The following is a 23,833-nucleotide window of genomic DNA, read 5'->3' as shown; positions in this document are numbered from 1 at the left end:
TATTAAAAAAAGCTCATTTTAGGGCCTCTAAGTCCTACGAATTGTTGGGTAGGATGAGTGAGTGCGCCTTTAAGAGCATCTTCTTTGATTTCTTCAAAAATTTCACATAGATGTGCGATAGTCATATCTCTTTCGCCTAAGCCATAAATATAGTTAGACACAACAGGGTGCTTGGAATCTTTGGTTTGATATACTGCTGAAGTAACTTCATTAAACATTGCACCCATAGCACCTGCAGGAGAACTCTTGTCTAAAATGGCTAAAGCTTTAAGGTTTTTCAAATCTTGACCTAATCTTTCATAAGGGAAAGGGCGTAAAGAATGAACGGTGGCGACTCCAGCTTTAATACCTTTTTTACGCATTTCTTTAGCCGCTACAATAGCAGATTCATAAGTGGTTCCAAGCGCAAAAATAGCCACTTCAGCATCTTCTAGTTGGAAAGTTTCTGTTAAGTGGTATTGTCTGCCTGTGAGTTTAGCAAAATCATTAAACACTTCTTCAATTATCTTTTCAGCACTCATAATCGCATGGTGGAGTTGGGCTTTATGCTCATAATGCCATTCTTCTTCAGCTTGTGCACCATAGCTTACAGGTCTATCAAAGTCTAAGAGTGAGTGCTTAGTTTGGTATTCACCTACAAATTTATATGCAATATCATCGCTTAATGGGCGCACATTTTGCACAGTGTGTGAGCATAAGAAACCATCTTGGTTAACAATGGTTGGCACACGAACATTTTGATGTTCGGCAATTCTAAACGCCATTAAGGTAAAATCATAAGCTTCTTGAGGGTTGCATGTAGATAGATTTATCCAACCTGCATCTCTAGCTAGATACATATCAGAGTGGTCGCCATGGATATTTAAAGGAGCGGCTAGAGCACGATTAACTAAGTTTAATACGATAGGTAAGCGCATACCAGATGCTTGATATAAGACTTCTACCATAAGCGCTAAGCCTTGAGAACTAGTCGCTGTGCTTACTCTCCCACCTGCTGCAGCTGCACCTACGCACGCACTCATAGCTGCATGTTCTGATTCTACTAAAACAAATTCGCCATCAATATAGCCATTATCCTTAAACGAACCATAGTTTTGCACAATAGGAGTTGATGGAGTAATTGGGTAAGCTGCAATTACATCAATTTGAGCTTGTCTTAGAGCGTTTGAGCTGGCCATATTGCCATCCCAAACCTCTACTTCTTGTAATTCAATCTTTTTTGCCATTCTATTTCCTTATTTTTTCTTTTCTTGCTTTGTTGGCCATTTAGTAAGCGCTGTATCTAATTCTTCTTGCTCTTCAAACATCCATAGTGATTTAGGATTAGTAGGGCAAACACTCACACACACTCCACAACCCTTACAATGAGTATAATCTACGCCTTTTAATTTGCCCTCTCTTGAAAGAATAGCTGCATCAGGGCAATAAACCCAGCAGTTAAAGCAATTAATACAGATGTTTTCATTATGCACAGGCTTTGCTACACGCCAATGAGCTACTGAAGTAGTGAAATAACTCTCTTTAGTGTAGTTACGCTCAGTATTGTGTTTTTCTATTTCGCTTTGTGCATTGTTTTCAAAAGGGAAAAGCACTGCTCCCATTTCAAATTCATTCCAATTTTTCATCTTTCTTCCTTAAGCGTTATTGAACTTCTTCATAAGCTCTTTGAATGGCGAGCATGTTTGCATCAATGACTTCTTGAGCCAATTTCTTGCCTAAAACTTTTTTAAACGCCTCTTTAAACGCCTCAATTTCAAGCATATTAGAAACTTTCATCAAAGCCCCTAGCATTGGAGTATTAGGAATAGGACGCTTTAAAGTTTCCATAGAGATTTTTAAACAATCTAGCGTAAAGACTTTGCGAGTTTTAAGTTCTGGTTTCTTTGCAAATAACTCTTCTCTTGAAAGATAGCTTGTAATGATATAAGTGGTATCTTCTTTTTCATCAGCAAAGATATCTTCAATAAATACCAATCCCGGGTCAATCACCAAAACATAATCAGGTTGCATAAAACGCTCATGATTTAAAATAGGCTCATCGTCAATGCGATTATACGCCATCATAGCCGCACCTCTTTTGGCTGAACCATAAGAGGCAAATGCCTGCACCTCTTTGCCTGTTTTTGAAATTACATCAGCTAGTCCTTTAGCGCCCGTGATTGCGCCTTGACCAGCTCGTGCATGCCATCTAATTTGTAGCATAATACTGAATCTCCTTGTAACTAATTGAGATAGAAAAGGTAGCTTTTCTTCCAAAAGTGTAATGTTATAACCTTTGGATTATACAAGAAAAACTATTAATTTGTCTTACAATAGTAGGTTTTTAAGAATTTTCATACAAATTTGGGGCTATTTTTAACAAATATTTGTTTTTTATTTTTTAATCTTTATTTTTGCTTTTTTTAAAAAATTAAAATTAAAGATTATGAGTATTTATTTCTTAACAAAAACCCATTTTAATTGGTTGAAAAACATGTAATCAAGTAAGGTTGAAAAAAATAAAACCAATAAAAAACTTTTTCCATTTTTTAATTGTGTCAAATAATATCAATATTCTTATCAAATAACTCTATGATAACAATAAATTTAACCTAGCTTTGTTTAAACTTTGTTATTATTGCTGTAGTAGTTGGTGCTTTTAGGTTTACTCTATATAATTGTGAAATAGGGTTTAGAAATAACGATTTGAAATCAAGGGGTTTATGTTGAAAAAACTAAAAACATTTGCTAAGGGGTTGATAAGCTTAGCGTTATTATTGGAATGTCAAGCCAAAGATTCTAAAGATGTAGCCAAACAAAAGGTTAAGCTAGCCGATAAGAGCGCTTTTTATTTGGGGGTTGGGTATCAATTAAGCGCTATAAACACCTCTTATAGCACAAAATCTATTGCTGATTCTTATTATATGGTCGGTAATGGTTTTGGTGTGGTGCTTGGGGGGAAGTTTTTAACCCAGAGGAAAAATTTAGAGCATGTAGGCTTGCGTTATGGAATATTCTATGACCAAACTTTCTCATCTTATCATTCCTATATCTCCACTTATGGAATGGAATTGAGTGGTTTATGGGATTTTACCAACACGCCTAAGCACTTTTTTGGACTAGAAGTTGGCATAGGGATTGCTGGGGCGTCTTATTTACCCGGAAATGCCTTGCATGGAATTATTGCTAAAAATTTAGGTCAGCAAAATTCGCTTTTTCAATTGCTTGTAAATGTGGGCGCACGCTTTGGACTTGGACATAATGAAATCGCTTTGGGATTAAAATTCCCTACTATTGCTAATACAAAAAACCAAACTATCAACGGCTTGAGCGCTACGACTTTGTGGCATCGTTTGCCGGTAATGTATATAAATTACATTTACAATTTTTAAAAGAGTGCCTTTAAAAGCACTCTTTTTATTTTTAAAGCCTTAATGATGAATCCTAGTTTTGACAAAATCAATCAAATTTCTTGTATCTATATTGAAAGTAACAAATTGCTGATACATAGTATACCATGGCCCATGCCCATGTAAGCTATAGCCATTGCCTCCACCTACAAAGTTAAAGAACGCATCAAATCTAATGGCTACAAAATTATTCTTATACACATACGACATATAAAAGCGCTCAAAATTAGGGGCGCTATACCATGGCAAGCCTGTATAGAGTGCTTGTCCGTAAGTGGGGTAGAAGTGCATTTGGGGGTGGTCTGAAAAGTAGTATTTATCTCCTACAATAAAGCCTTTATATTGCGCCATAAAGTCAAATTGTCCGCCAAAGCTATTATAAAAATGGCTTGGCCCACAGCTGACACCTGAACGCACACAATAGCGTGTTTGGCTAGACATGGTTCCAAATTTAAAAAAGATTTTATCCATATAGGGCATAAGCCTCTTTAAATCGGTTTTGATATAGGCGTTGTAATACACTCTATCTAAAATCGTAGGGTTGGAATATTCGCCCGGTTTTCCCCCTTGTGGCTCTCCGCTAAAATAAGGATAGCCATTAGGCCATTGTGGGGTCTCATCATCTTTATTAAGATGTGAATGCCCGCCATAAGGGTATTTATTGCCCATGCTATAATTGCTTGTATTATGAAAAACAACAATATTGCCCCCAAAGCCCAAATAACCCTTTAAGAAAGACCATTCAGTAGATGCCATATAAAGCATGTTATTGAGATTGTAATTCTTTTTATGCGGTTGGTTATTCCAATTACGCCCTCCAAACCAATCTATTACAAACTCCGCATAGCCATTCCACCAACGATTGGGATTATAGGCGGGCATAAATTGAAAGAGCCCTCCTCTAATGGTGGGGTCTTTAAACCAAAAGAGTTTTTTAAAGGCTTGTAAAGGATAGATATGTTGATAGCTCCTTGGCACAATCCCTACATAGCTTCTAAAATACTTACCAATAGCTTGATAATACATGGTAACTCCCCATGAATAGGGAAAGTAACTATAGTGGGTATGCAAGTTTTGGATAAACCATGCTCCAAACATAATTGATTGGCGTTTGTCATCAAACTGAATACCGGTTTGAATGAAGAGTCTGTTTTTCATATTAACCATACTGCCCCAATAAGGGTTGTTTCTAGGAGATACCAAATTGTAAGTAAAACTCATAAATTTTAAATCATAGACAAAACTAGTGGCTTTGAGAGAGCCTATAGAACTAAAACCTAAAAGCGCTAAGGCACAAAGAGATTTTCTCATCAACACTCCTTAAAAATTGACATCATAGCCAAATATTTTATTGACAATTCAAATACAATTAAATATTATACAATATCTAAATATCTAAATATCTAAATATCTAAATATCTAAATATCTAAATAATATCCAATTACTAAAAATACTAGCAAAAATTTTTTAATCTTTAACAAAAAAAGTTAGAAAAAGAGAATGGCACTTTTTAAGGAAAAATCCTTAAAAAATGTTTTATAGAAATAAGAGATTAATCAAACGATTTTTTCATATCAATCACATAGCGGAATTTTGCCTTGCTGTGTGTTAGGTTATGATAAGCGGTTTCAATATCCTTACCTAAAATCAATTCTATTTCAGGATAGATATTGTGTTTAATAGAAAAATCCATCATTTCTTGAGTTTCTTTAATGCCCCCAATAAGCGAACCATAAACCTTGCGATTACCCAAATTGATGAAGTCAAAGACATTGAGTGCTGGAGCAACTTCTCTAGGAGGAAGTCCCACAAGGGCTAATTCGCCATTATAGCTTAAGAGCTTGACATAATCTTTTAAATCATAGTTAGTAGGAATGGTTGAAATGATAAAATCTAGCTCTTCTTTGCACTCCTTAGGATTGCTATAGAAATGTTTGGCTCCCATATTTAAGGCATCTTGCTTTTTATTTTCGTTTCTTGCAAAAATACTTACCTCAGCCCCCATGGCTACAGCGTATTTTAACGCCATCATGCCAAGACCGCCAAATCCAGCTACGCCGACTTTTGTGCCTTGAGTAACTTTAGAAAATTTTAAGGGCGAATAAGTCGTAATACCTGCACATAATAAGGGGGCTACTTTTTCTAAGGGAGCGTTTTTATCTACGCTAATAACATAATCTTCATCTACAACAATATTGTTGGAATACCCGCCCATATGGGGTTCATTATCATGGAAATAATCCAAGCAATCATAAGTAAACACCGTTTTATTATTCGCACAAAATTGCTCTTGATGCTCTTTACATGGTTTGCAAGTTTTGCATGAATTAACAAAACAGCCCACACCTACCACATCGCCTACTTTAAATTTTTTGACTTCTTTGCCTACCTCTTTAATAACCCCAGCAATCTCATGCCCAGGAATCATAGGGTAAATGCCCTCTTTCCATTCACTATAAGCACTATGAATATCGCTATGACAAATCCCTGCATAATGAATATCAATTAACACATCTTTAGCCCCTATGGCATGACGGCTAAAGTCATGGGGTTTGAAATGCCCATCTTTAGAAAAAATGGCAAAGCCTTTGGATTGGATTCTCATAAAAACTCCTTATTCAATACGATAAAATCAACTTTATTATATCGTTTTTTAGCTATGTTTAATCTCTATGTTTCTTATTTAGTGATAGAATAGTAGTTGTTAGATTTTTGGCAATTTAGTTTTTAAAGAAATAATTCTATGGAATTTAGAATTTTAAAGGAAGACTCATGAAAAAAAGTTTTTTTCGTTATGGTTCTGCTTTAATGGCTTTTAGTTTGGTATGGTTTGTTGTTCAAGAAACCCATGCAAACGATAAAGAAAAGATTTCAAAAGACACAAGAATTAGTCAAGAAAATCTTGGCTTAAGAAAAGCCCCTTTAGAAGATGAAAAAAAGGTTAGGCTCTCGCCCTATCATTATAGTGAGAGTGCTCCGGGTTCTAGCCAAAGGATTGAACGCTCTTATGAAAACGCTCCCCCCTTAATCCCCCATGATATTAGCGATTTTGCAGACATTACTAAGAATAATAATGCGTGTTTAGGGTGTCATAGCCCTGATGTGGCCAGCACAGTTGGGGCTACTCCTGTTCCGCATTCACATCTATATGATTTGCGTAAAAATAAGCCCATTAAAAATAATGGTGTAAGTGATGCAAGATATAATTGCACGCAATGCCATGTCCCTCAAGCAAATGCTAAGCCTTTAGTCAAAAACTCTTTCAAGCCTGATTTCACTAAAAAATCTTTAGAGTATCGCTCTGATTTAATGAAAGTAATTAATGATGGCGTGAAAGATGAGACTAAGAAAAAAGCCCCTAAGCATTCAAACTCTAAAGCAAGTGAGAAAAAATAGTTTTTAAAAAATATCTATAGGGTCCATATTCACACTACAAGGGATATGGGGGGTGGCTTTTAAAAACGCATGCACGCTTTTGAGTAGGCTCAAAGGGTTTGAAGAACGCAATAAAATAAGATAGCGATAAGACGAGGCGATTTTTTCAATAGGGGCTTTAATATGAGAGAGCGTTACGCCATTTTCTAAACACAAAGAAAGGATTTTTGAGGCCTCTATACTTAAAAGCTCGGCTTTTTGCTCGTTTTTATGTTTAAACTCTAACAAACACAGCCGCAAAAAAGGTGGGTAGAGTTCGCACCTTTCTATTAATTCGTATTGCAAAAAATCTTCATAGTCATCTAAGAAATTTTTTAACAAACCCACTTCTATGCTCTGAATGAATACCAATCCAGAAATTTGTCTTGCACTTCTTCCAGCGATTTGATGGAGTAGCGATACGCCTTCTTCTAAAGCCCTATAGCTACTAGATTTAATGATATTATCTATGCCTAAGATAACCGCTAAACTCACTTTAGCATAATCATGCCCCTTACTTATCATTTGTGTGCCAATTAAGATATTAGTTTTTTGATGATTGAAATCACTTAAAATGTTGTTGAGCTTTTTTTGTGTGCTGGTGTGGTCTTTGTCTAAAATCGCCATTCTTGCCCCTTTTAGAAGGCTCTCTAATTCCTTAAACACTTGCATAGTGCCTATTCTTTTACCCACTAAGACTTCATTTTGGCACACATTACAAATCTTAGGGATAGGGCTTACAAAATGGCAATAATGACACATGAGCTTATTAGTTTTTAAGTGTAAGCTCATATTCACGCTACAAAAGGGGCATTGAATGCTTTTATGGCAATTTTGGCACTCTAAGGTTTTGAAATTCGCCCTAGTAGGCACAAAAATAATGGCTTGCTCGTTTTTGTCTATGACTTGCTGTAAAGTCTCTAGGAGTTTTGGGGTAACAAAATCTTGCGTTTTCTCAAAAATGATGTTTTTTTGTGTGGGAGTGTAGCGACCTTTAAGACGCACTAAGGCTTTATCCTTAAAGCGTTTGTAGCTATTTAAACTAGGCGTAGCAGAGCCTAAGACAACTTGAATAGGAAATTTGCTCGCTAAATACAAGCATAAATCTCTAGCGTTATACATAGGGCTTTGCTGAGATTTGTAAGAAAAGTCATGCTCTTCATCTACAATAACTAAGCCTAGCTTTTTAAGGGGTAAGAATAACGCACTTCGTGTGCCTACAACGAGCCTTATTTTTTGAGAGTAGAGCCTTTCTAAAAATTGTTTTTTTTGAGTTTTAGAGAGTTTGCTATGCCACAAACCTAAATGGTCTTTAAAAGCAACTTTAAGGCGTTGTTGCATTTGGGGAGTGAGAGCGATTTCTGGCACAAGTAATAAAGCACTCTTTTTTTGCTCTAAAGTTTTAGCGATTAAATGCATATAAATTTCAGTTTTTCCACTACCGGTATCGCCAAAGAGCAAGCTTACAGAATGCTTTTCTAATTCTTTTAAGGCTTTTGTTTGAGTTTCACTCAAAGTATTTAGAGTGGGCGTAATTTCTTCTAATCTTGCATTATCGCATGCATTAAAAGGGGTAAAAAGGCTTAAAACTAAAGAGAGATTAGCACAATAATATTGAGCGATAAATTCAGCGAGTTTGATTTGAAGGGGGAGTAAAAAAAAGGGCGTTTTTTCACATTCTAGGCATTCAAAAGAAGGCTTTTTCTCTTCTTTAAGAATGACGCCTACAAGAGATTTATTTCTTAAGGCAATATTGACTAACACCCCTTTTTCACAGCTCTCTTTAGAAGAGTAGGTTAAGGGGGGGGTTTTATTTTTTAAAGGAGCGACTAAGTAATAGAACATCAAGAGATTTTTTCTAAAAGTTTTTGAATTTCATCACGCAAATGGGCGTTTTGACAAACTTCATGCAAATAATCTTTTAAAAGCTCTAAAGTATTTAGTTCCTTATTATGAAAACGCTCTTTTAAGGCAAGTCTTGTAGCAACACTAAAAGTCTCATTCAAAGAGATCTTATAGCGTTTGCCTAGATAATTGACTTCTAGGTCATTGGGTATATCTTGAGAATTTTTGTTTGAAAATTCTTTGTCAAGAGAGTTACTCATGAGACATCATTTTTTCTAGTTTGTCATAAATATCTTGCAAGCCTTTTTCTTTGTTGTTTAGCTCGTTATCTTTAGCGTTCAAATCATCATATAAAATGGCGATTTGCAAAGTCTTTTCCTCATTTTGTGCGTTAAGAGTGGTAATTTGAGTGCGTAACTCTTGCAATTCTTCATCTTGGCGTTTAGTTTTTTTAATCAATTCATCAATTTTAGCATTCAATTTATCTAATAAGCTCAAGGATTCCATTATTTAAACCTTTCATAATTTTAAAATAACTATTATTATAACAAAACCTATCTCATAGAAAGATTTGTCATGTCATTATTTGAATTAAAAAGCCATTATGCACCAGCGGGCGATCAGCCCCAAGCAATAGAAAAGCTTACTAAAAGCCTAAAAGCTAAAAATCAATACCAAACTCTAGTGGGCGTTACAGGAAGCGGTAAGACTTACACGATGGCAAATATCATCGCTAAAGTCAATAAGCCCACCTTGATAATGAGCCATAATAAAACCTTGTGTGCACAGCTCTATAGCGAGTTTAAGGCGTTTTTTCCACATAATAGAGTGGAGTATTTTATCTCACACTTTGATTACTACCAGCCTGAGAGCTACATTCCTAGAAGAGATTTATTCATTGAAAAAGACAGCTCTATTAATGATGATTTAGAGCGTTTAAGATTAAGTGCAACCACTTCGCTTCTAGGTTATGATGATGTGATAGTGATTGCTAGTGTTTCAGCTAATTATGGTTTGGGTAACCCTGAAGAATATTTGAAAGTTATGGAAAAAATCAAAGTGGGCGAAAAACGAGCCTACAAACCCTTTTTATTAAAGCTTGTAGAAATGGGCTATAGTCGTAATGAAGTGGTGTTTGATAGGGGGAGCTTTAGAGCGACAGGTGAATGCGTGGATATTTTTCCGGCTTATAATGATGCAGAATTTATTAGGATTGAATTTTTTGGCGATGAGATAGAGAGAATTGCGGTATTTGATGCATTAGAAAGGAATGAAATCAAGCGTTTAGATTCTGTCATGCTTTATGCGGCAAGTCAGTTTGCAGTAGGGAGTGAGAGATTAAACTTAGCCATTAAAAGCATTGAAGATGAGTTAGCTTTAAGATTGAAGTTTTTTAAAGAGCAAGATAAAATGATTGAATACAACCGCCTTAAGCAACGCACAGAGCATGATTTAGAAATGATTAGTGCGACAGGTGTGTGTAAGGGTATTGAAAATTATGCACGCCATTTTACCGGTAAATTGCCTGGCGAAACCCCTTTTTGTTTGTTTGATTACTTAGGGATTTTTAATAGGGAGTTTTTAGTCATTGTTGATGAAAGCCATGTGAGTTTGCCACAATTTGGGGGCATGTATGCAGGGGATATGAGTAGAAAAAGTGTTTTAGTAGAATATGGCTTTAGATTGCCATCTGCTTTGGATAATCGCCCTTTAAAATACGATGAGTTCATCAATAAAAATTGTCAATTTCTCTTTGTGTCCGCTACGCCTAATAAACTAGAATTAGAGCTTTCTAAAAACAATGTGGCAGAGCAAATCATTCGCCCTACAGGGCTTTTAGACCCTAATTTTGAAGTGCGAGATAGCGATAAACAAGTTCAAGATTTATTTGATGAAATCAAGTTAGTAATAGAGAGAGATGAAAGAGTGCTTATTACAACGCTCACTAAAAAAATGGCGGAAGAATTGTGTAAATACTATGCTGAATGGGGCTTGAAGGTGCGTTATATGCATAGTGAAATTGATGCGATTGAGAGAAACCATATTATCCGCTCTTTAAGGCTTAAAGAATTTGATGTTTTAATAGGGATTAATCTCTTAAGAGAAGGGCTAGACTTACCTGAAGTTTCTTTAGTGGCGATTATGGACGCAGATAAAGAAGGGTTTTTAAGAAGCGAAACAAGTCTCATTCAAACCATGGGGCGAGCTGCAAGAAATGCTAATGGTAAGGTCTTATTATATGCTAAAAAAATTACTCAAAGTATGCAAAAAGCCTTTGAAATTACCACTTATAGACGCACTAAGCAAGAAGAGTTTAACAAACTCCACAATATCACTCCAAAAAGTGTTAGCCGAACTTTAGAAGCGGAGCTGAAACTAAGAGATGATGAAACTAAAATCGCCCTTGCTAAAGCTTTGAAAAAGGACAAAATGCCAAGAAGTGAAAGAGAAAAAATCATCAAGGAATTAGATAAAAAAATGCGAGAGTGTGCGAAGAATTTGGATTTTGAAGAAGCTATGCGTTTGAGAGATGAAATCGCTAAATTAAAAACGCTTTAGGGGGTTAGTAAAATCTCTTTTAACTCGTTGATTAAATCTGTAATTTCTTTTAATTCTTTAATATTTAAGGTAAGCTTATAATTGACTTGATTATCAGGGTTCATTTGCACCAATTGTTTTTTAAATTCATTTTGTTCCATAAAATATTTTCTTTCTTTATGGATATAATTGATTTCATCTTTTTTAAAAATTCTATAAAGCAATTTATCTTCACACACTCCCAAGCAAATTAAAAAATCATAGTTATATCGTGGGTTTATGCCATTGAATTGAAAAGTGTTATTAGCCCTACCCTTTCGTGCTGTTTTAACTTCAAAGGATACGCCACTTTTAGTTTTAATATCGTATTCATCATGAATTATGCCATCATTGATGATTTCATCTATGCTATCAATCACACTTTTTAAAAACTCTTCGCCAATTTGTCCTATAGCATTCGCTTCAAAGTCTCTAATTTTTGAAAAAATAGCGTTGTAATCCTGCCCTAAATTTAATTCTTTGTGTTTTCTTTCAATAATTTTTAAAAAAGTTTGTTCTAAATCCATGTTAATGACCTTTTAATTTATCCAAATTGTCGCACAAGGCTTGAAAAATATGGCTTTTGCCTAAATGATAGCAAGAATTAGTCGCTAAACTTGCATATTTTGTCCAATCAATTTCTTTAAATATTTTTTTTAATTTAGTGTTTAGGGGCTTGTTTGTGCTAGTAAAAACGACCGCAATGCCAGATTTATACTTAACTTCTTCAAAGCTCTCCACAATTTGCGTGCTTTTATAAAAAGTTGATGAAAGATAAAAAGACGCTTTTTTATCAAAAATCCATTCCTTACCGCATTCTCTGTTTTTAGCGAGTGAGACCGTGAAAACCTTAATGTATTCATTAAAGGGTTCTTTATGGCGGTTTTGATACCATGAAAACTCGCTTATGTTATTTTGATACTTTTTGCTCCATATTTGAAACACGCAATGCACATCTACTTCTTTATTCTTAAAATCTATAAACGCATTTTTTTCTAAGCGTTCGCTATGAAGTAAATTCAAGCCTTTCACACGATACTTAATAGAGCCTTTTCCTTGACTTTCAAAAAACATGGGCAAAATAAAGCACACAAAATCACAATTTCTAGCATGATTGATAAATTCTAACGCCATAACCCCCCGATGCCCAAAAGGGGGATTACCTAAGCAAATGATTTTTTTGTCTTTTTTTAGTTCATAGTTTAAAAAATCGCATTGAATAAACTCATCTCTTTTAGGCTCAATATCTATACCTATGCGTCTATCTTTAGGAAACAAATCATAAAACACTCCATTACCCACGCTGGGTTCTAAAAAAAGAAAATCATCTAGATTTTCGTATTTTTTGATGATTTCACAAGCTTTTTGAAAGCATTTTAAAGCCACGCTAGGTTTAGTGAAATACTTATCTAACACATTGTTAAAATTAGCTTTCATTGCATTGCCATTGACATAGCGTTTTGTGGTAAGTTCTTTAAATAAATTTTGCATGGGGTATTTTAACACAGATTTTATATTGATTTTATACAATACAAGAAACAACATTCTAAGGAAAAAATCATGCAAGAAAATCATATTACCTGTCCTAAGTGTCAAGCATTAATCAATGTGAGTGAAGTGCTATACAAACAGGTGGAGCTAGAAAATCAAAACAAGTTTTTAACCCAGCAAAAAGAGTTTGAAAAAGAGATAAACGAGAAAAGACAGCAATATAAAAACCATTTGAAAGCTTTAGAACAAAAAGAACAGGCATTAAAACAACAAGAGCAAGACCAAAAAACAAGATTTGCTGATGAGGTCAAAAGAGCGAGTGCTTTAGCTTTACAAGATGAAAGGCTTAAAATCATTGAAGAAGCTAGAAAAAACGCTTTTTTAGAGCAACAAAAGAGCTTAGAATTATTAAAAAAAGAATTAGATGAGAAGTCTAAACAAGTCCAAGAACTACACCAAAAAGAAGCCGAAATTGAGAGATTAAAGAGAGAAAATAATGAAGTAGAAAGCAAATTAAAAGCTGAAAATGAAAAAAGATTGAATGAGAAGTTAATTTTAGAGAGAGAAAGAATACAAAAAGCCTTGCATGAAGAAAATGAGCTGAAATTCAAGCAAAAAGATGAGCAATTAGAAATACTAAAAAACGAGCTGAAAAACGCTCAAAGAAAAGCTGAGCTAAGCTCACAGCAACTTCAAGGCGAAGTGCAAGAATTAGCGATTGAAGAGTTTCTAAAAGAAAAATTTCCCCTAGATTGTATTGAAGAAGTCAAAAAAGGGCAAAGGGGGGGCGATTGTATCCAAGTGGTGCATACTAATGAGTTTCAAAATTGTGGGAAAATCTATTATGAGAGCAAACGCACCAAAGAATTTCAAAAAACTTGGATTGAAAAGCTTAAAAGCGATATGCGAGAGATTGGGGCTGATGTGGGGGTTATTGTGAGTGAAGTGTTGCCTAAAGAAATGGAGAGAATGGGGCTAGTTCAAGGAGTGTGGGTGTGTTCTTTTGAAGAGTTTAAGGGGTTAAGTGCGGTATTAAGAGAGGGGGTTATTAAAGTGAGTTTAGCTAAGAGAAGTCAAGAAAATAAAAGCGATAAAATGAGCTTACTCTATCATTATCTCACAAGTTCTGAATTTGTCATGCAAGTGGAGGCGATTGTGGAAGGGTTTAGCCAAATGAAAGCGGATTTAGAAAGCGAAAAACGCTCTATGGCTAGGATTTGGAAAAGTAGGGAAAAACAAATTGAAAAAGTGTTAGATAACACCATTAACATGTATGGCTCTATTAAGGGCATTGCTGGTAATGCCATAGGGCAAGTGAAGGCGTTGGAGTTGGGGTTTGATGGGGAGGATTAAAAAGGTTAGATATGGTGTTTGTGATATACTTTGAGATGAAAATATAAGTTAGGAGTGAGTGTGGATAGTAAGGGCAATAAAGGTAAGCAACAACAGATAAGCAGTGGGATTCGTAAAATTACATTAAAAAATGTGGCAACTTTTGATGAAAAAGGACAGAGTTTTGAAGATTTAAATTTTATCAACTTTATTTATGGGGCTAATGGAAGTGGTAAAACAACTACTTCTAGCTTTTTAAAGAATCTAGCTGACAATAGATTCGTTGATAGCAATATAGAGTGGTATAGCAGTGAGAATTTAGAAATTGAAGTTTATAACAAGCAATTTAAAGACGAGCATTTTAGAAGTTCTCATATTAAAGGTATTTTTACACTTGGTAAAAAAACAAACAAGAACTTGGAGGAGATTGAGAGCAAGAAGGAATCAGTAAAAAAAGAGAATGAAAAGAAAATAGAAACTGAAAGAAGCTTACAAAAATTAGAACAGCAAAAGAAAAGGGAAGAAGAGAATTTTACTGAGAGTTGTTGGAATAATCTTTACAAAAGATTTCAGCTTAGTCTTAGAGAAACATTGAAAGGTTTTATAGGAAAAAAAGAGACCTTTAGAAATAAAATTCTTAGCGAATTTGAAAACAATAAAAGCGAAATAGTAGAGCTACAAGAATTAAAAGAAAGAATTAAGATTGCTTTTGGTAAAAACAAGACAGAATTGGCATCATTAGGATTGGATTTAAAAGATTTTGATTCTATTGAAAGCGATTTGATTTGGGGGCAAAAAATTGTGGGGAGTAACGATGTAAATATTGCAGATTTAATAAACAAATTAGGTAATGGGGATTGGGTAGCTCAAGGCAGAAAGCATATTTCAAAAGATAATAACACATGCCCTTTCTGTCAAAAAGAAACTATTACTGAAGATTTTAGGGAACAACTAGAATCCTATTTTGATACAAGCTATCAAAAATCTATTGACACAATCAAGCAAATGAGAGAAAACTATACAGAAATAACCAATAAGGTATTAGAGCGACTTCATAAGATTGTAGAAACAGAACAGAACAATCAACAAACCAAGCTAGATACAGAGGGTTTGAAAAGAATCATTGAAACATTGACAAGCAAAATTAGTAACAATAAGCAGATTATGTTTGATAAAAATAAGGAAATGAGCAGAAGTTTTGAGCTTGTTAATACCAAGCAAGAAATAGATGCAATTAAAGACTTGATTGCAAAAGCTAATGAGCAAATAGTCAAACATAACGAGATGATACAAGATGCTAAAACGCAACAAGAAAATTGCAAGGAGCAAACTTGGAAATTTCTAGTTAATGAATTTGAAAGCAATATACAAGCATATAACGAAAGGTGTAATGAATTAAATGATGAGATAAAAAAGTTAGATACGCAAATTAGTCAGCATAAAAAAGAGATAGAGAATTTAGAAAATGATATTAAAGAATTGGAAAAAGATATTGTAAGTATAAAGCCTACTGTTAATGAAATCAATACACTTTTAAAAGGGTATGGGTTCACGAATTTTTGTTTGGCATGCACTGAAGATGAAAAATCCTATCGTATTCAAAGAGAAGATGGCTCATTAGTAGAAGAAACATTGAGCGAAGGTGAAGTTACTTTTATTACATTTTTATATTATTATCATTTAGCAAAAGGCTCTTGGAATGAGAATGATGTGTCAAAAAATAAGGTTTTAGTCATTGATGACCCCATTTCAAGCTTGGATAGCAATATATTGTTTATTGTGAGCGTTTTAATTAGGGGCATTATAGATAACATAGGAAGTAATAGTGGAAATGTTAAGCAAGTTATTATACTAACTCATAACACATATTTTTATAAGGAAATTGCATCGCACCATAACTTAAAGGACTATAAAGGGAAGCATTCTTTTTGGATAATCAAAAAGAATGACAATGTTTCAAAAATTGAAAACTACAAAGAAAATCCCATCAAAAATTCCTATGAATTACTATGGCAGGAAGTAAAACAAGCAAAAGAGAATGGTGCCAATACTTCTTGTATATCTTTGCAAAATACCATGCGAAGAATTATAGAGTATTATTTTAAAATTTTAGGTGGTAAAAGTAATAAAGGTTTGAGCGAATGTTTTAAAAATATTGAAGAGCAACAAGTGTGGAATTCTTTCTTTTCATGGATAAACGATGGCTCTCATGGGATTCCAGATGACTTGTTTTTGCAAAGTCAAGATATAAGTGTTGAAACATATTTAAAAGTCTTTGAGAAGATATTTAAAGAAACTAACCATGAAGCTCATTACAATATGATGATGGGTTGAATATAGATAAAATTGTATTGCCATAGTTAAACATAGATAAAGAACAACAAAGTTAAAATATTCTATCATCTTAATAGCTTAATCCCAATAAGAGCTATAAGTTATTCCATTAAGGAGTAAAATAAATTTTTAATATACCCTTAAACTATCTTTTTTTCACGAATCAAAGTTGGCGAATTTTTAATATTTTTTATTTTCTTATTTTTTAGTCCTCTACCAAACCATCTAAATTTTGTGTAATTTCCAAAATCCATGTTTGTATTGTAAAGAAAACTGCGTAAAGACTTATATTTTTTAAGGAATGCGAATGATATAATCTTGATATTTAACAAAAAATTATCAATAAAGATAAACAATCATTAAACAAAAAGGTTTAATCATGATAAATAATAACAAGGCACATAATCTTTCCATTAAAAATCTAAGGTTATTGAGCAAAAATGCTTGTTTAGTTTTAGTTGGATTATTTGCTGAATGTGAGGCGCACCCAAAAGATGGATTTTTTATTAGTGTGGGTTTTGAAAGTGGTATGTCTTCTGTAAGTGAAAGCATTCAAAAATACCCTATCTATTCGCAAAATATCCAAAAACCCAATGTTCCAACAAATCAGAGTTCTAGTAGTGAATCTAATCCAAACAAAAATAAAGAATTTAAAGACCCTACGCAAATTGAAATTAGCGCTAAGCCAAATACAAACGAGCAAAAAATGCCAAAACCAAGCCAAACCAATCCTAAAGTAGAAGTAGAAAATACATCTAATCAAGAGGCAACTTTACAGCCCTCAAAACCACCACAAAATGCCCCTATAGAAACACCCATACCCAAGCCACCAAGCCCAAATAATCAGGACAAGATATTCTCAAAAGCTAAGGCTTGCGAAGAAAGAACTCAAAACAACAATCAAACTTGTGCGCCACTTACTAATGGCTTATCCCCTAAGCCTATTTTTGCTCCAAGCGATATTAAAGCCCCTACAGATATTCCTCAAATTACAGCAAATCAATACCAACAAACCGACCTTTTTACTAACGAAAATGTTGTAGGTAAAAAATTTTCCACTACTAATCCTATAGCCACACATTTTGATAGTCAAAACAATCAAATTATCATTGAAAATTATTTGCCCTATGATTTAAGCAATGTCAAATTAGTGATTAAAGTTGCTGATAGCAATAATTCGCAAGGTTATAGAGATGTTGAATTAGCTATTTTTGATAAGATTCCTAAAAGCTCACACATTATTTTAAATCAAAGTCAAATCTCTGCTTTCAATGATATGGCGTTGCAAAATGTTGATACGCAGAGTTTTGAATTTAGATACAATGGAAATGACAATCCAACAGACAAACAAGAGCAACAAACCCAACGAGTTTTAGGTGCTTTAGATAAAATCACCACTAATATTTATGGAACTTTTGAAACAAGAAATGGCGTGAGTTGGAATTGCAACAATCAAGCTTGTCTTGAAACCCCAACAGCTGATATGGCACAAAATTATGTGAATATGTATCTTAATTTAGCTAGCACATTGGATTCTAGTGAGTGGGAACAAGCCATGTTGAATGCTAACTTTAATTTTCATGGGATAGATAGCTCACAGACTAACCATAGAGATATTGATAAGCAATCTTTAGTTGACCAATTTAGACAAGATAGTCGTGATTTAAGCGTGAGGGTTGTTAATGATGTGGCTGCTTATGGTTGGGCTAATCCAAATGCTATGGCTGTGAATGCTAATATTATTAATCCTGATGCTAATAAAATTCTTAGGGGTTATGATAATGAAAATATTGATGAAACTTATCAATACATGCTCCATATTTTTTTCCATGAATTTGGGCATACCAAAGGTTGGGGGCATGATGGGAATTTAACCTATAATGAATACATGCACTTAGGAGGTGGCTTTGCAAGCATTACCACTAAAACTTGGCTAGATTTGGCTAAAAATGATGAGTTGCCCATTAATTATAAAGAACTTCCTGAAAATTATGGTGGCGCGCCAACTAATGGATTTTACAATGTTGTAAGCCATATTAATGGTAATGTGCAAGTGGCTCATAATTTGCAAAATAATCAAGTGGGGGGTAACCCACGCAATTATCCTTCTTATCAGTATCCTACACACAGAGACCCTTATGATGATTGTAATCCACGCTTGTATAATTGCGCCTCAAGAGCTATGAATCTTAATGATGATTCTCAAGCAAGCATGTTTAACTATGCTCTAAATACCATGAGTTCTACTATGCTAGAGAGTGTGCAAAATATCCAACAACAAACTTTTAAAAATGCCATGCTAGGGTTTAATGCTACTATAGGTTATCAAAAGTATTTCAATAATATTTTAGGGATTTCTTATTATGCAATATTTAACTATAACTACTCTAAACAACAAGGATTACTTGATAAAACACAACAGCTAGGATTTGGAGGAGGATTAGACTTGTTGATAGATTTTATTAATATTTATTCAGGCAAGTCATTTAAATCTTCGTTTGGTGTATTTATTGGGGCTAGAGGATTGTATAACTACTACAAGCTTAATGGCACTATCAATACAAGCAAAAACAATGGTAATGTGTATGCAACTACAGGTTTTAATTATCGCTATAAACATTCTAAAATCTCTTTAGGTGTTGGTATCCCGCTCATAAAACAAAATATTAAAGCCTCCATTACAACACAAGACTATTTGGGTGAAGTGGTGTTAAATGAGGGGTATAACAACATGCATGTGTTTATGAATTATGGATGGGTGTTTTAATGTTAAGTGCAATAGCTTAAGAAAAAACTACATAAACTAATATTGCTTTTTATAGGATAAAATACGCACCTAGATTAAATGACAGAGAGAAATATGGCACTTGAAGTAGTTCTGTGGGATTTTGATGGCGTGATTTTTGATAGCATGCACTTGAAATGTGAGGGGCTTAAGGCGTTATTTAGAACGCATGGAAATAATGATGAAGAGATTTTGAAAGAATTTGAGATTTATCATTATAAAAGTGGGGGGATTTCAAGGAGTGAAAAAATTAAGTATTTTTATAATGAGATTTTAAGGACTTCCATAACTCAAGAAGAGATTGACAAACTAGCATTAGAGTTTGGCGCTATTGTGGAGCAAAAGCTTTTTGACAGGGCGCATTTAAATAACGAAGTTATGGCATTTATTGATAAAAATTATCAAAATTATACTTTTCATATTGCCTCAGCGGCTTTGCATAGCGAATTGCAAGTGTTATGCGAATTTTTAGGGATTACAAAATACTTTAAGAGCATTGAGGGGAGTCCGCCAAGTAAGCCCAAAATCATTGCCAATATCATTCAAAAATATTCTTACCAACCAAGCAATATGCTAATGATAGGCGATAGCAAGAACGACTATGAAAGCGCTATGGCTAATGAAGTGGCATTTTTGGGCTATAACAGCGAAGTTTTGAAAAGTTTAGTAAGACAAGAGGGCTATAAGGGGAAGTATGTGGAGAGCTTTAAGGGGTTTGATTTGAGAGAATTATAAAAAACTTTAATTGAAGTCATAAGGTAGCATTAAATAGAAAAATCAAATTCAATCAATAAGTTTGAGATGAGACTTGATGGTAAAAACACCAAGCTTTTATGAGTGTTTTGTAGAACTCCATTTGAGCTGTTTTTAAAATCAAAGATAGCATTATTGTTTGCTCATATCAATCTTAATCTCACATCTTTCAATAGTGCTTAAGCGATGGGCAATCACTAACAAAGTTTTGTCTTTAGCGATTTGATAGATTTCGTCCATAATCTTACTTTCAGTTTCAGTATCTAGTGCAGAAGTGGCCTCATCTAGCACTAAAATCTCAGGATTATCATACAAAGCCCTTGCGATACCAATGCGTTGTTTTTGACCTCCACTAAGTTTTGCGCCTCCTTCGCCCACTTGAGTATTAATACCCTCATGTTCGCATAAGAAGTCATAGATATGCGCCATTTTGCAGACTTCAATAACGCGTTCTTCATCAAGCGCACTCCCACATACGATATTTTCAGCTATTGTGCCGTTAAAAAGATAGATATTTTGAGGAATATAGCCAATTTTTTTGCGCCATGAGCGGATATTTTTTGGGGTTAAAAGGGTGTCATCAATAAAGACTTCACCACTCTTTGGATAAATAATTCCCATAATAATATCCACTAGCGTAGATTTCCCACACCCACTTGGTCCTACAAAAGCAACTTTTTGTCCCTTGCAAATTGTAAGATTAAAGTCTTGTAAGATAGGGTTTTTAGCCTTGTAGCTGAAAGAAATATTTTTAAGTACAATCTTTTCGTAAAAATTGATAGGCATTGAGTCTTCGTTAGTTGTTGGCTTAGAGAGATTTTTAAAGACTATATTAACAGCGCGTTGGCAGTAAGTTATTTCATTATAGTAGCCTAAAATTTTGGTAACAGAAGGAAGCATGCGATAGAGTGCTAGGGCATACATAGATATGATAGGTAGAACCATTTGGGCTTCGCCATATTTAAATAAAATGTAGGCAACCGCTGAAATCAATAGGCTAAAGCCAATGGTCTCCAAGATATATCTAGGAATTACTTGTAAAGTAGTGTAAATAATTTCATTTTCATGGGCTTTTAGATTATTTTCTTCAAATAGGTGGTGAGCTTTTTCATGGTTATCTTTGAGCTTGGTCATCTTAAAATTATTAAAAAATTTAGAAAAAATTTTTAGAGTATTTTCCTTTGATATGGATACGATTTGACCTTTTTTTTGAATGAGGGTAGCAATATTTTTGGTAATTAGTAGAATTTGTGTGGCTAAAATTAGGGTTAGAACCAATGTCATTTTCCAATTAGTGATGAGTAACATTACATAAAGAAATGAGACAATAGATAATTCTGTCAAAATACCTAAGAACGCATTAAAACTTGTGATTAGACTATATACCTTGCCATAAATCACATCTCTTAGATATTCAATATTGTAATTAAGATGTTCTTGGTAATGCGCTTTGATGTGGTGGAGAAATAGCTGTTGTTTAAAAGCGTGAGTTTTTTTGTATGCAAAACGACTTTTAAGGTAAGTAAAACAAACGCCAAAAAACATTCTAAAAAAATAAAGACCCACTAAAGCAAAGCTAAAAAAATACATAAAATGAATAGGGGAGGCAAAGTGGAAAAAATCATAAATAATTTTGGAATAATGATTTTCTATAATAAGGTTTGGATTTGACGCTAATGTAATAAAAGGCATAATCATACTAATAGAAAAGACTTCAATAATGGAGAATGCTATAGACATAATTGTAAGCACTAAAAAAATATTTTTATCTCGCTTTGTAATGAGCATAGAAATTTGCTTAATGGAGCGTAAAAAGTATTTTAAAATATTATTTTTTTTTGTTGCCATAGCTAATTGAATTTTTCCTTCACTATACTAAAAATAAGTTATATGGGTCTTATTAGGAGTTATAATTTTAGGTAAATATGCCTAACTTGCTATAACTCTTAACGCATAAATCAAGGTTTTTTATACAAAAACACTTTTTCTAAAGAATACAATAACAAAGCTTAATTTTAAAATATTCAACTCATATCCAATATTAAATTTGCTGTGAATTTTTTATTGTTTAGGCAGTGGTAAGGGGTAATTTAATAAAATTATTTTTGTTTTTCTTGTCTTTATCTTGACATTTATGAATCAAAGTGGATATAATGCCAAGTCTTAATCATAATTTTTAGGTGCTGGCTTAGCTCAGTTGGTAGAGCAGCTGCCTTGTAAGCAGCAGGTCGGGGGTTCAAGTCCCTTAGCCAGCTCCATTTTATGATTAGTGATTTTTTGAAATTTTTGGTGAGATACTCAAGTGGCCAACGAGGGCAGACTGTAAATCTGCTGACTATGTCTTCCGTGGTTCGAATCCACGTCTCACCACCATTTATTTAAATGATGCGGGAATAGCTCAGTTGGCTAGAGCATCAGCCTTCCAAGCTGAGGGTCGCGGGTTCGAGCCCCGTTTCCCGCTCCATAATTATGGGAAAGTATTTTTGAGACGCCTATATAGCTCAGGGGTAGAGCACTTCCTTGGTAAGGAAGAGGTCGGCGGTTCAATTCCGCTTATAGGCTCCAGTTTTATAATCTCTTGAATGGTGATAAAAACAATTTAAAATGTCCTTATTGAAAATGGTATGGGCATGAGGGATTTTGCAAAGCTATTTATCAAAGTCCATTAAAATTTTAAGGAGAAAAACACAAATGGCAAAAGAGAAGTTTAATAGAACCAAGCCACATGTCAATATCGGAACTATTGGGCATGTTGACCATGGCAAAACCACTTTGAGTGCGGCTATTTCTGCAGTGCTTTCTTTAAAAGGTCTTGCAGAGATGAAAGACTACGACAATATTGATAATGCCCCTGAAGAAAAAGAAAGAGGGATTACAATTGCAACCTCTCATATTGAGTATGAGACAGAGAATAGACACTATGCGCATGTGGATTGTCCCGGACACGCTGACTATGTAAAGAATATGATTACAGGTGCAGCACAAATGGACGGAGCAATCTTAGTTGTTTCTGCGGCAGATGGTCCTATGCCTCAAACTAGAGAGCATATCTTATTATCTCGTCAAGTTGGCGTGCCTCACATCGTTGTTTTCTTAAACAAGCAGGATATGGTTGATGACCAAGAGTTACTAGAGCTTGTAGAAATGGAAGTGCGTGAGTTGTTAAGCGCTTATGAATTCCCCGGCGATGACACACCTATCGTGGCTGGTTCAGCTTTAAAAGCTTTAGAAGAAGCTAAGACTGGTAATGTTGGTGAGTGGAGCGAAAAAGTTCTTAAACTTATGGCTGAAGTAGATGCTTATATTCCTACTCCAGAGAGAGACACTGAAAAAACTTTCTTAATGCCTGTTGAAGATGTATTCTCAATCGCAGGTAGAGGAACTGTTGTTACAGGTAGAATTGAAAGAGGTGTGGTAAAAGTAGGCGATGAAGTAGAAATCGTTGGTATTAGAGACACACAAAAGACTACCGTAACAGGTGTAGAAATGTTTAGGAAAGAGCTAGACAAAGGTGAGGCAGGCGATAATGTCGGCGTGCTTTTAAGAGGAACAAAGAAAGAAGAAGTAGAGCGTGGTATGGTTCTTTGTAAGCCGGGCTCTATCACTCCACACAAGAAGTTTGAAGGCGAGATTTATGTTCTTTCTAAAGATGAAGGTGGAAGACACACTCCTTTCTTTACAAACTATCGTCCTCAGTTCTATGTGCGCACAACTGATGTAACTGGCTCTATCACACTTCCTGAAGGTGTAGAAATGGTTATGCCTGGTGATAATGTAAAAATCACAGTAGAATTGATTAGTTCTATTGCTCTAGAGTTGGGAACAAAGTTTGCAATTCGTGAGGGTGGAAGAACTGTTGGCGCTGGCGTAGTAAGCAAGATTATTGAGTAATCTTGCTCTGTAAGAATACGA

At 34.4% G+C, this 23,833-nt stretch carries 19 protein-coding genes and 4 tRNA genes; 12 read left to right on the top strand and 11 right to left on the bottom strand.

The window, feature by feature from the left end:
• Positions 1–2: 2 nt before the first annotated feature.
• The 3 genes from HCW_RS08765 to HCW_RS08755 are packed head-to-tail and all read right to left on the bottom strand — an operon-like array spanning position 3 to position 2,202.
• Complete coding sequence (locus HCW_RS08765) at positions 3–1,226, bottom strand: 2-oxoacid:ferredoxin oxidoreductase subunit alpha (protein WP_014661850.1); 1,224 nt, start codon at positions 1,224–1,226, stop codon at positions 3–5.
• Positions 1,227–1,235: 9 nt separating this feature from the next.
• Positions 1,236–1,625 (bottom strand): 4Fe-4S dicluster-binding protein, encoded by a 390-nt coding sequence (locus HCW_RS08760; RefSeq protein ID WP_014661849.1) that lies wholly within the window; start codon positions 1,623–1,625, stop codon positions 1,236–1,238.
• 16 nt (positions 1,626–1,641) lie between these two features.
• Positions 1,642–2,202 carry a pyruvate flavodoxin oxidoreductase subunit gamma gene (locus HCW_RS08755; protein WP_014661848.1) on the bottom strand — a complete coding sequence of 187 codons (561 nt, stop codon included), beginning with the start codon at positions 2,200–2,202 and terminating at the stop codon, positions 1,642–1,644.
• Between the two features lie 500 nt (positions 2,203–2,702).
• Between HCW_RS08755 and HCW_RS08750 the strand changes: the two genes are divergently transcribed.
• Positions 2,703–3,371 carry an outer membrane protein gene (locus tag HCW_RS08750; protein ID WP_043902699.1) on the top strand — a complete coding sequence of 223 codons (669 nt, stop codon included), beginning with the start codon at positions 2,703–2,705 and terminating at the stop codon, positions 3,369–3,371.
• Between the two features lie 39 nt (positions 3,372–3,410).
• On the opposite strand, the gene HCW_RS08745 is transcribed toward HCW_RS08750, so the two are convergent.
• Complete coding sequence (locus tag HCW_RS08745; protein WP_014661846.1) at positions 3,411–4,700, bottom strand: hypothetical protein; 1,290 nt, start codon at positions 4,698–4,700, stop codon at positions 3,411–3,413.
• Positions 4,701–4,942: 242 nt separating this feature from the next.
• Positions 4,943–5,995 carry an NAD(P)-dependent alcohol dehydrogenase gene (locus tag HCW_RS08740; protein WP_014661845.1) on the bottom strand — a complete coding sequence of 351 codons (1,053 nt, stop codon included), beginning with the start codon at positions 5,993–5,995 and terminating at the stop codon, positions 4,943–4,945.
• Positions 5,996–6,162: 167 nt separating this feature from the next.
• Here HCW_RS08740 and HCW_RS08735 point away from each other — a divergent pair, with 167 nt between their 5' ends.
• Positions 6,163–6,786 carry a nitrate reductase cytochrome c-type subunit gene (locus HCW_RS08735; RefSeq protein ID WP_014661844.1) on the top strand — a complete coding sequence of 208 codons (624 nt, stop codon included), beginning with the start codon at positions 6,163–6,165 and terminating at the stop codon, positions 6,784–6,786.
• A 3-nt stretch (positions 6,787–6,789) separates the two neighbouring features.
• On the opposite strand, the gene HCW_RS08730 is transcribed toward HCW_RS08735, so the two are convergent.
• Genes HCW_RS08730 through HCW_RS08720 form a run of 3 tightly spaced genes read right to left on the bottom strand, consistent with a single transcriptional unit; the run spans position 6,790 to position 9,156 of the window.
• Complete coding sequence (locus HCW_RS08730; RefSeq protein ID WP_014661843.1) at positions 6,790–8,649, bottom strand: primosomal protein N'; 1,860 nt, start codon at positions 8,647–8,649, stop codon at positions 6,790–6,792.
• Entirely contained in the window at positions 8,649–8,909 is a 261-nt protein-coding gene (locus HCW_RS08725; protein WP_014661842.1) for a hypothetical protein, read from the bottom strand. The genes HCW_RS08730 and HCW_RS08725 overlap by 1 nt, the downstream gene beginning before the upstream one ends.
• Positions 8,902–9,156 (bottom strand): hypothetical protein, encoded by a 255-nt coding sequence (locus HCW_RS08720; RefSeq protein WP_014661841.1) that lies wholly within the window; start codon positions 9,154–9,156, stop codon positions 8,902–8,904. The genes HCW_RS08725 and HCW_RS08720 overlap by 8 nt, the downstream gene beginning before the upstream one ends.
• Positions 9,157–9,225: 69 nt before the next feature.
• Between HCW_RS08720 and uvrB the strand changes: the two genes are divergently transcribed.
• Positions 9,226–11,208: an excinuclease ABC subunit UvrB gene (gene uvrB, locus HCW_RS08715; RefSeq protein ID WP_014661840.1), complete on the top strand. Its 1,983-nt coding sequence runs from the start codon at positions 9,226–9,228 to the stop codon at positions 11,206–11,208.
• Here uvrB and HCW_RS08710 read toward each other — a convergent pair.
• Together HCW_RS08710 and HCW_RS08705 are read right to left on the bottom strand one after the other, a co-directional pair.
• On the bottom strand, positions 11,205–11,753 hold the full coding sequence (locus HCW_RS08710) for a hypothetical protein (RefSeq protein WP_014661839.1): 549 nt from the start codon (positions 11,751–11,753) through the stop codon (positions 11,205–11,207). The two genes, uvrB and HCW_RS08710, sit on opposite strands and share 4 nt — an antisense overlap.
• Position 11,754: 1 nt before the next feature.
• Positions 11,755–12,717: a type II restriction endonuclease gene (locus tag HCW_RS08705; protein ID WP_014661838.1), complete on the bottom strand. Its 963-nt coding sequence runs from the start codon at positions 12,715–12,717 to the stop codon at positions 11,755–11,757.
• Between the two features lie 69 nt (positions 12,718–12,786).
• On the opposite strand from HCW_RS08705, the gene HCW_RS08700 reads away from it, so the two are divergent.
• The 4 genes from HCW_RS08700 (at position 12,787) to HCW_RS08685 (ending at position 19,903) form a co-directional block, all read left to right on the top strand.
• Entirely contained in the window at positions 12,787–14,070 is a 1,284-nt protein-coding gene (locus tag HCW_RS08700; RefSeq protein WP_014661837.1) for a DUF2130 domain-containing protein, read from the top strand.
• Between the two features lie 60 nt (positions 14,071–14,130).
• A complete protein-coding gene (locus tag HCW_RS08695) occupies positions 14,131–16,383 on the top strand; it encodes an ATP-binding protein (protein WP_014661836.1) in 2,253 nt (750 codons plus the stop codon).
• A gap of 379 nt (positions 16,384–16,762) precedes the next feature.
• Complete coding sequence (locus HCW_RS08690; RefSeq protein ID WP_014661835.1) at positions 16,763–19,150, top strand: membrane protein; 2,388 nt, start codon at positions 16,763–16,765, stop codon at positions 19,148–19,150.
• A gap of 93 nt (positions 19,151–19,243) precedes the next feature.
• The gene (locus HCW_RS08685) at positions 19,244–19,903 is read left to right on the top strand and encodes an HAD family hydrolase (RefSeq protein ID WP_043902858.1); all 660 of its coding nucleotides are present in this window, start codon (positions 19,244–19,246) and stop codon (positions 19,901–19,903) included.
• Positions 19,904–20,053: 150 nt separating this feature from the next.
• Here the strand turns inward: HCW_RS08685 and HCW_RS08680 are convergent, their stop codons facing one another.
• Complete coding sequence (locus HCW_RS08680) at positions 20,054–21,769, bottom strand: ABC transporter ATP-binding protein (protein WP_014661833.1); 1,716 nt, start codon at positions 21,767–21,769, stop codon at positions 20,054–20,056.
• 334 nt (positions 21,770–22,103) lie between these two features.
• Here HCW_RS08680 and HCW_RS08675 point away from each other — a divergent pair.
• From HCW_RS08675 to tuf, 5 genes are all read left to right on the top strand, one after another.
• Positions 22,104–22,179 (top strand) — tRNA-Thr (locus HCW_RS08675).
• A gap of 30 nt (positions 22,180–22,209) precedes the next feature.
• Positions 22,210–22,294, top strand: a tRNA-Tyr gene (locus tag HCW_RS08670).
• A 14-nt stretch (positions 22,295–22,308) separates the two neighbouring features.
• Positions 22,309–22,385, top strand: a tRNA-Gly gene (locus tag HCW_RS08665).
• A 26-nt stretch (positions 22,386–22,411) separates the two neighbouring features.
• Positions 22,412–22,486: transfer RNA gene (locus HCW_RS08660), tRNA-Thr, on the top strand.
• Positions 22,487–22,612: 126 nt separating this feature from the next.
• The gene (gene tuf / locus HCW_RS08655; protein WP_014661832.1) at positions 22,613–23,812 is read left to right on the top strand and encodes an elongation factor Tu; all 1,200 of its coding nucleotides are present in this window, start codon (positions 22,613–22,615) and stop codon (positions 23,810–23,812) included.
• The last annotated feature ends 21 nt before the right edge of the window (positions 23,813–23,833 follow it).

Origin of the sequence: Helicobacter cetorum MIT 00-7128 (genome assembly GCF_000259255.1) — a bacterium.
Taxonomy (GTDB): domain Bacteria; phylum Campylobacterota; class Campylobacteria; order Campylobacterales; family Helicobacteraceae; genus Helicobacter; species Helicobacter cetorum_B.
Note: the sequence above shows the minus strand (reverse complement) of the source record. Positions and strands in the feature narration are given on the sequence as shown.

Bases quoted from the DNA above. Each gene is read 5' to 3' on its own strand.
- HCW_RS08745 (WP_014661846.1), bottom strand. From the start codon at position 4,700: ATGAGAAAATCTCTTTGTGCCTTAGCGCTTTTAGGTTTTAGTTCTATA.
- tuf (WP_014661832.1), top strand. From the start codon at position 22,613: ATGGCAAAAGAGAAGTTTAATAGAACCAAGCCACATGTCAATATCGGA.
- HCW_RS08720 (WP_014661841.1), bottom strand. From the start codon at position 9,156: ATGGAATCCTTGAGCTTATTAGATAAATTGAATGCTAAAATTGATGAA.
- HCW_RS08740 (WP_014661845.1), bottom strand. From the start codon at position 5,995: ATGAGAATCCAATCCAAAGGCTTTGCCATTTTTTCTAAAGATGGGCAT.
- HCW_RS08700 (WP_014661837.1), top strand. From the start codon at position 12,787: ATGCAAGAAAATCATATTACCTGTCCTAAGTGTCAAGCATTAATCAAT.
- HCW_RS08705 (WP_014661838.1), bottom strand. From the start codon at position 12,717: ATGCAAAATTTATTTAAAGAACTTACCACAAAACGCTATGTCAATGGC.
- HCW_RS08710 (WP_014661839.1), bottom strand. From the start codon at position 11,753: ATGGATTTAGAACAAACTTTTTTAAAAATTATTGAAAGAAAACACAAA.
- HCW_RS08765 (WP_014661850.1), bottom strand. From the start codon at position 1,226: ATGGCAAAAAAGATTGAATTACAAGAAGTAGAGGTTTGGGATGGCAAT.
- uvrB (WP_014661840.1), top strand. From the start codon at position 9,226: ATGTCATTATTTGAATTAAAAAGCCATTATGCACCAGCGGGCGATCAG.
- HCW_RS08760 (WP_014661849.1), bottom strand. From the start codon at position 1,625: ATGAAAAATTGGAATGAATTTGAAATGGGAGCAGTGCTTTTCCCTTTT.
- HCW_RS08725 (WP_014661842.1), bottom strand. From the start codon at position 8,909: ATGAGTAACTCTCTTGACAAAGAATTTTCAAACAAAAATTCTCAAGAT.
- HCW_RS08730 (WP_014661843.1), bottom strand. From the start codon at position 8,649: ATGTTCTATTACTTAGTCGCTCCTTTAAAAAATAAAACCCCCCCCTTA.
- HCW_RS08685 (WP_043902858.1), top strand. From the start codon at position 19,244: ATGGCACTTGAAGTAGTTCTGTGGGATTTTGATGGCGTGATTTTTGAT.
- HCW_RS08680 (WP_014661833.1), bottom strand. From the start codon at position 21,769: ATGGCAACAAAAAAAAATAATATTTTAAAATACTTTTTACGCTCCATT.
- HCW_RS08755 (WP_014661848.1), bottom strand. From the start codon at position 2,202: ATGCTACAAATTAGATGGCATGCACGAGCTGGTCAAGGCGCAATCACG.
- HCW_RS08690 (WP_014661835.1), top strand. From the start codon at position 16,763: ATGATAAATAATAACAAGGCACATAATCTTTCCATTAAAAATCTAAGG.
- HCW_RS08750 (WP_043902699.1), top strand. From the start codon at position 2,703: ATGTTGAAAAAACTAAAAACATTTGCTAAGGGGTTGATAAGCTTAGCG.
- HCW_RS08735 (WP_014661844.1), top strand. From the start codon at position 6,163: ATGAAAAAAAGTTTTTTTCGTTATGGTTCTGCTTTAATGGCTTTTAGT.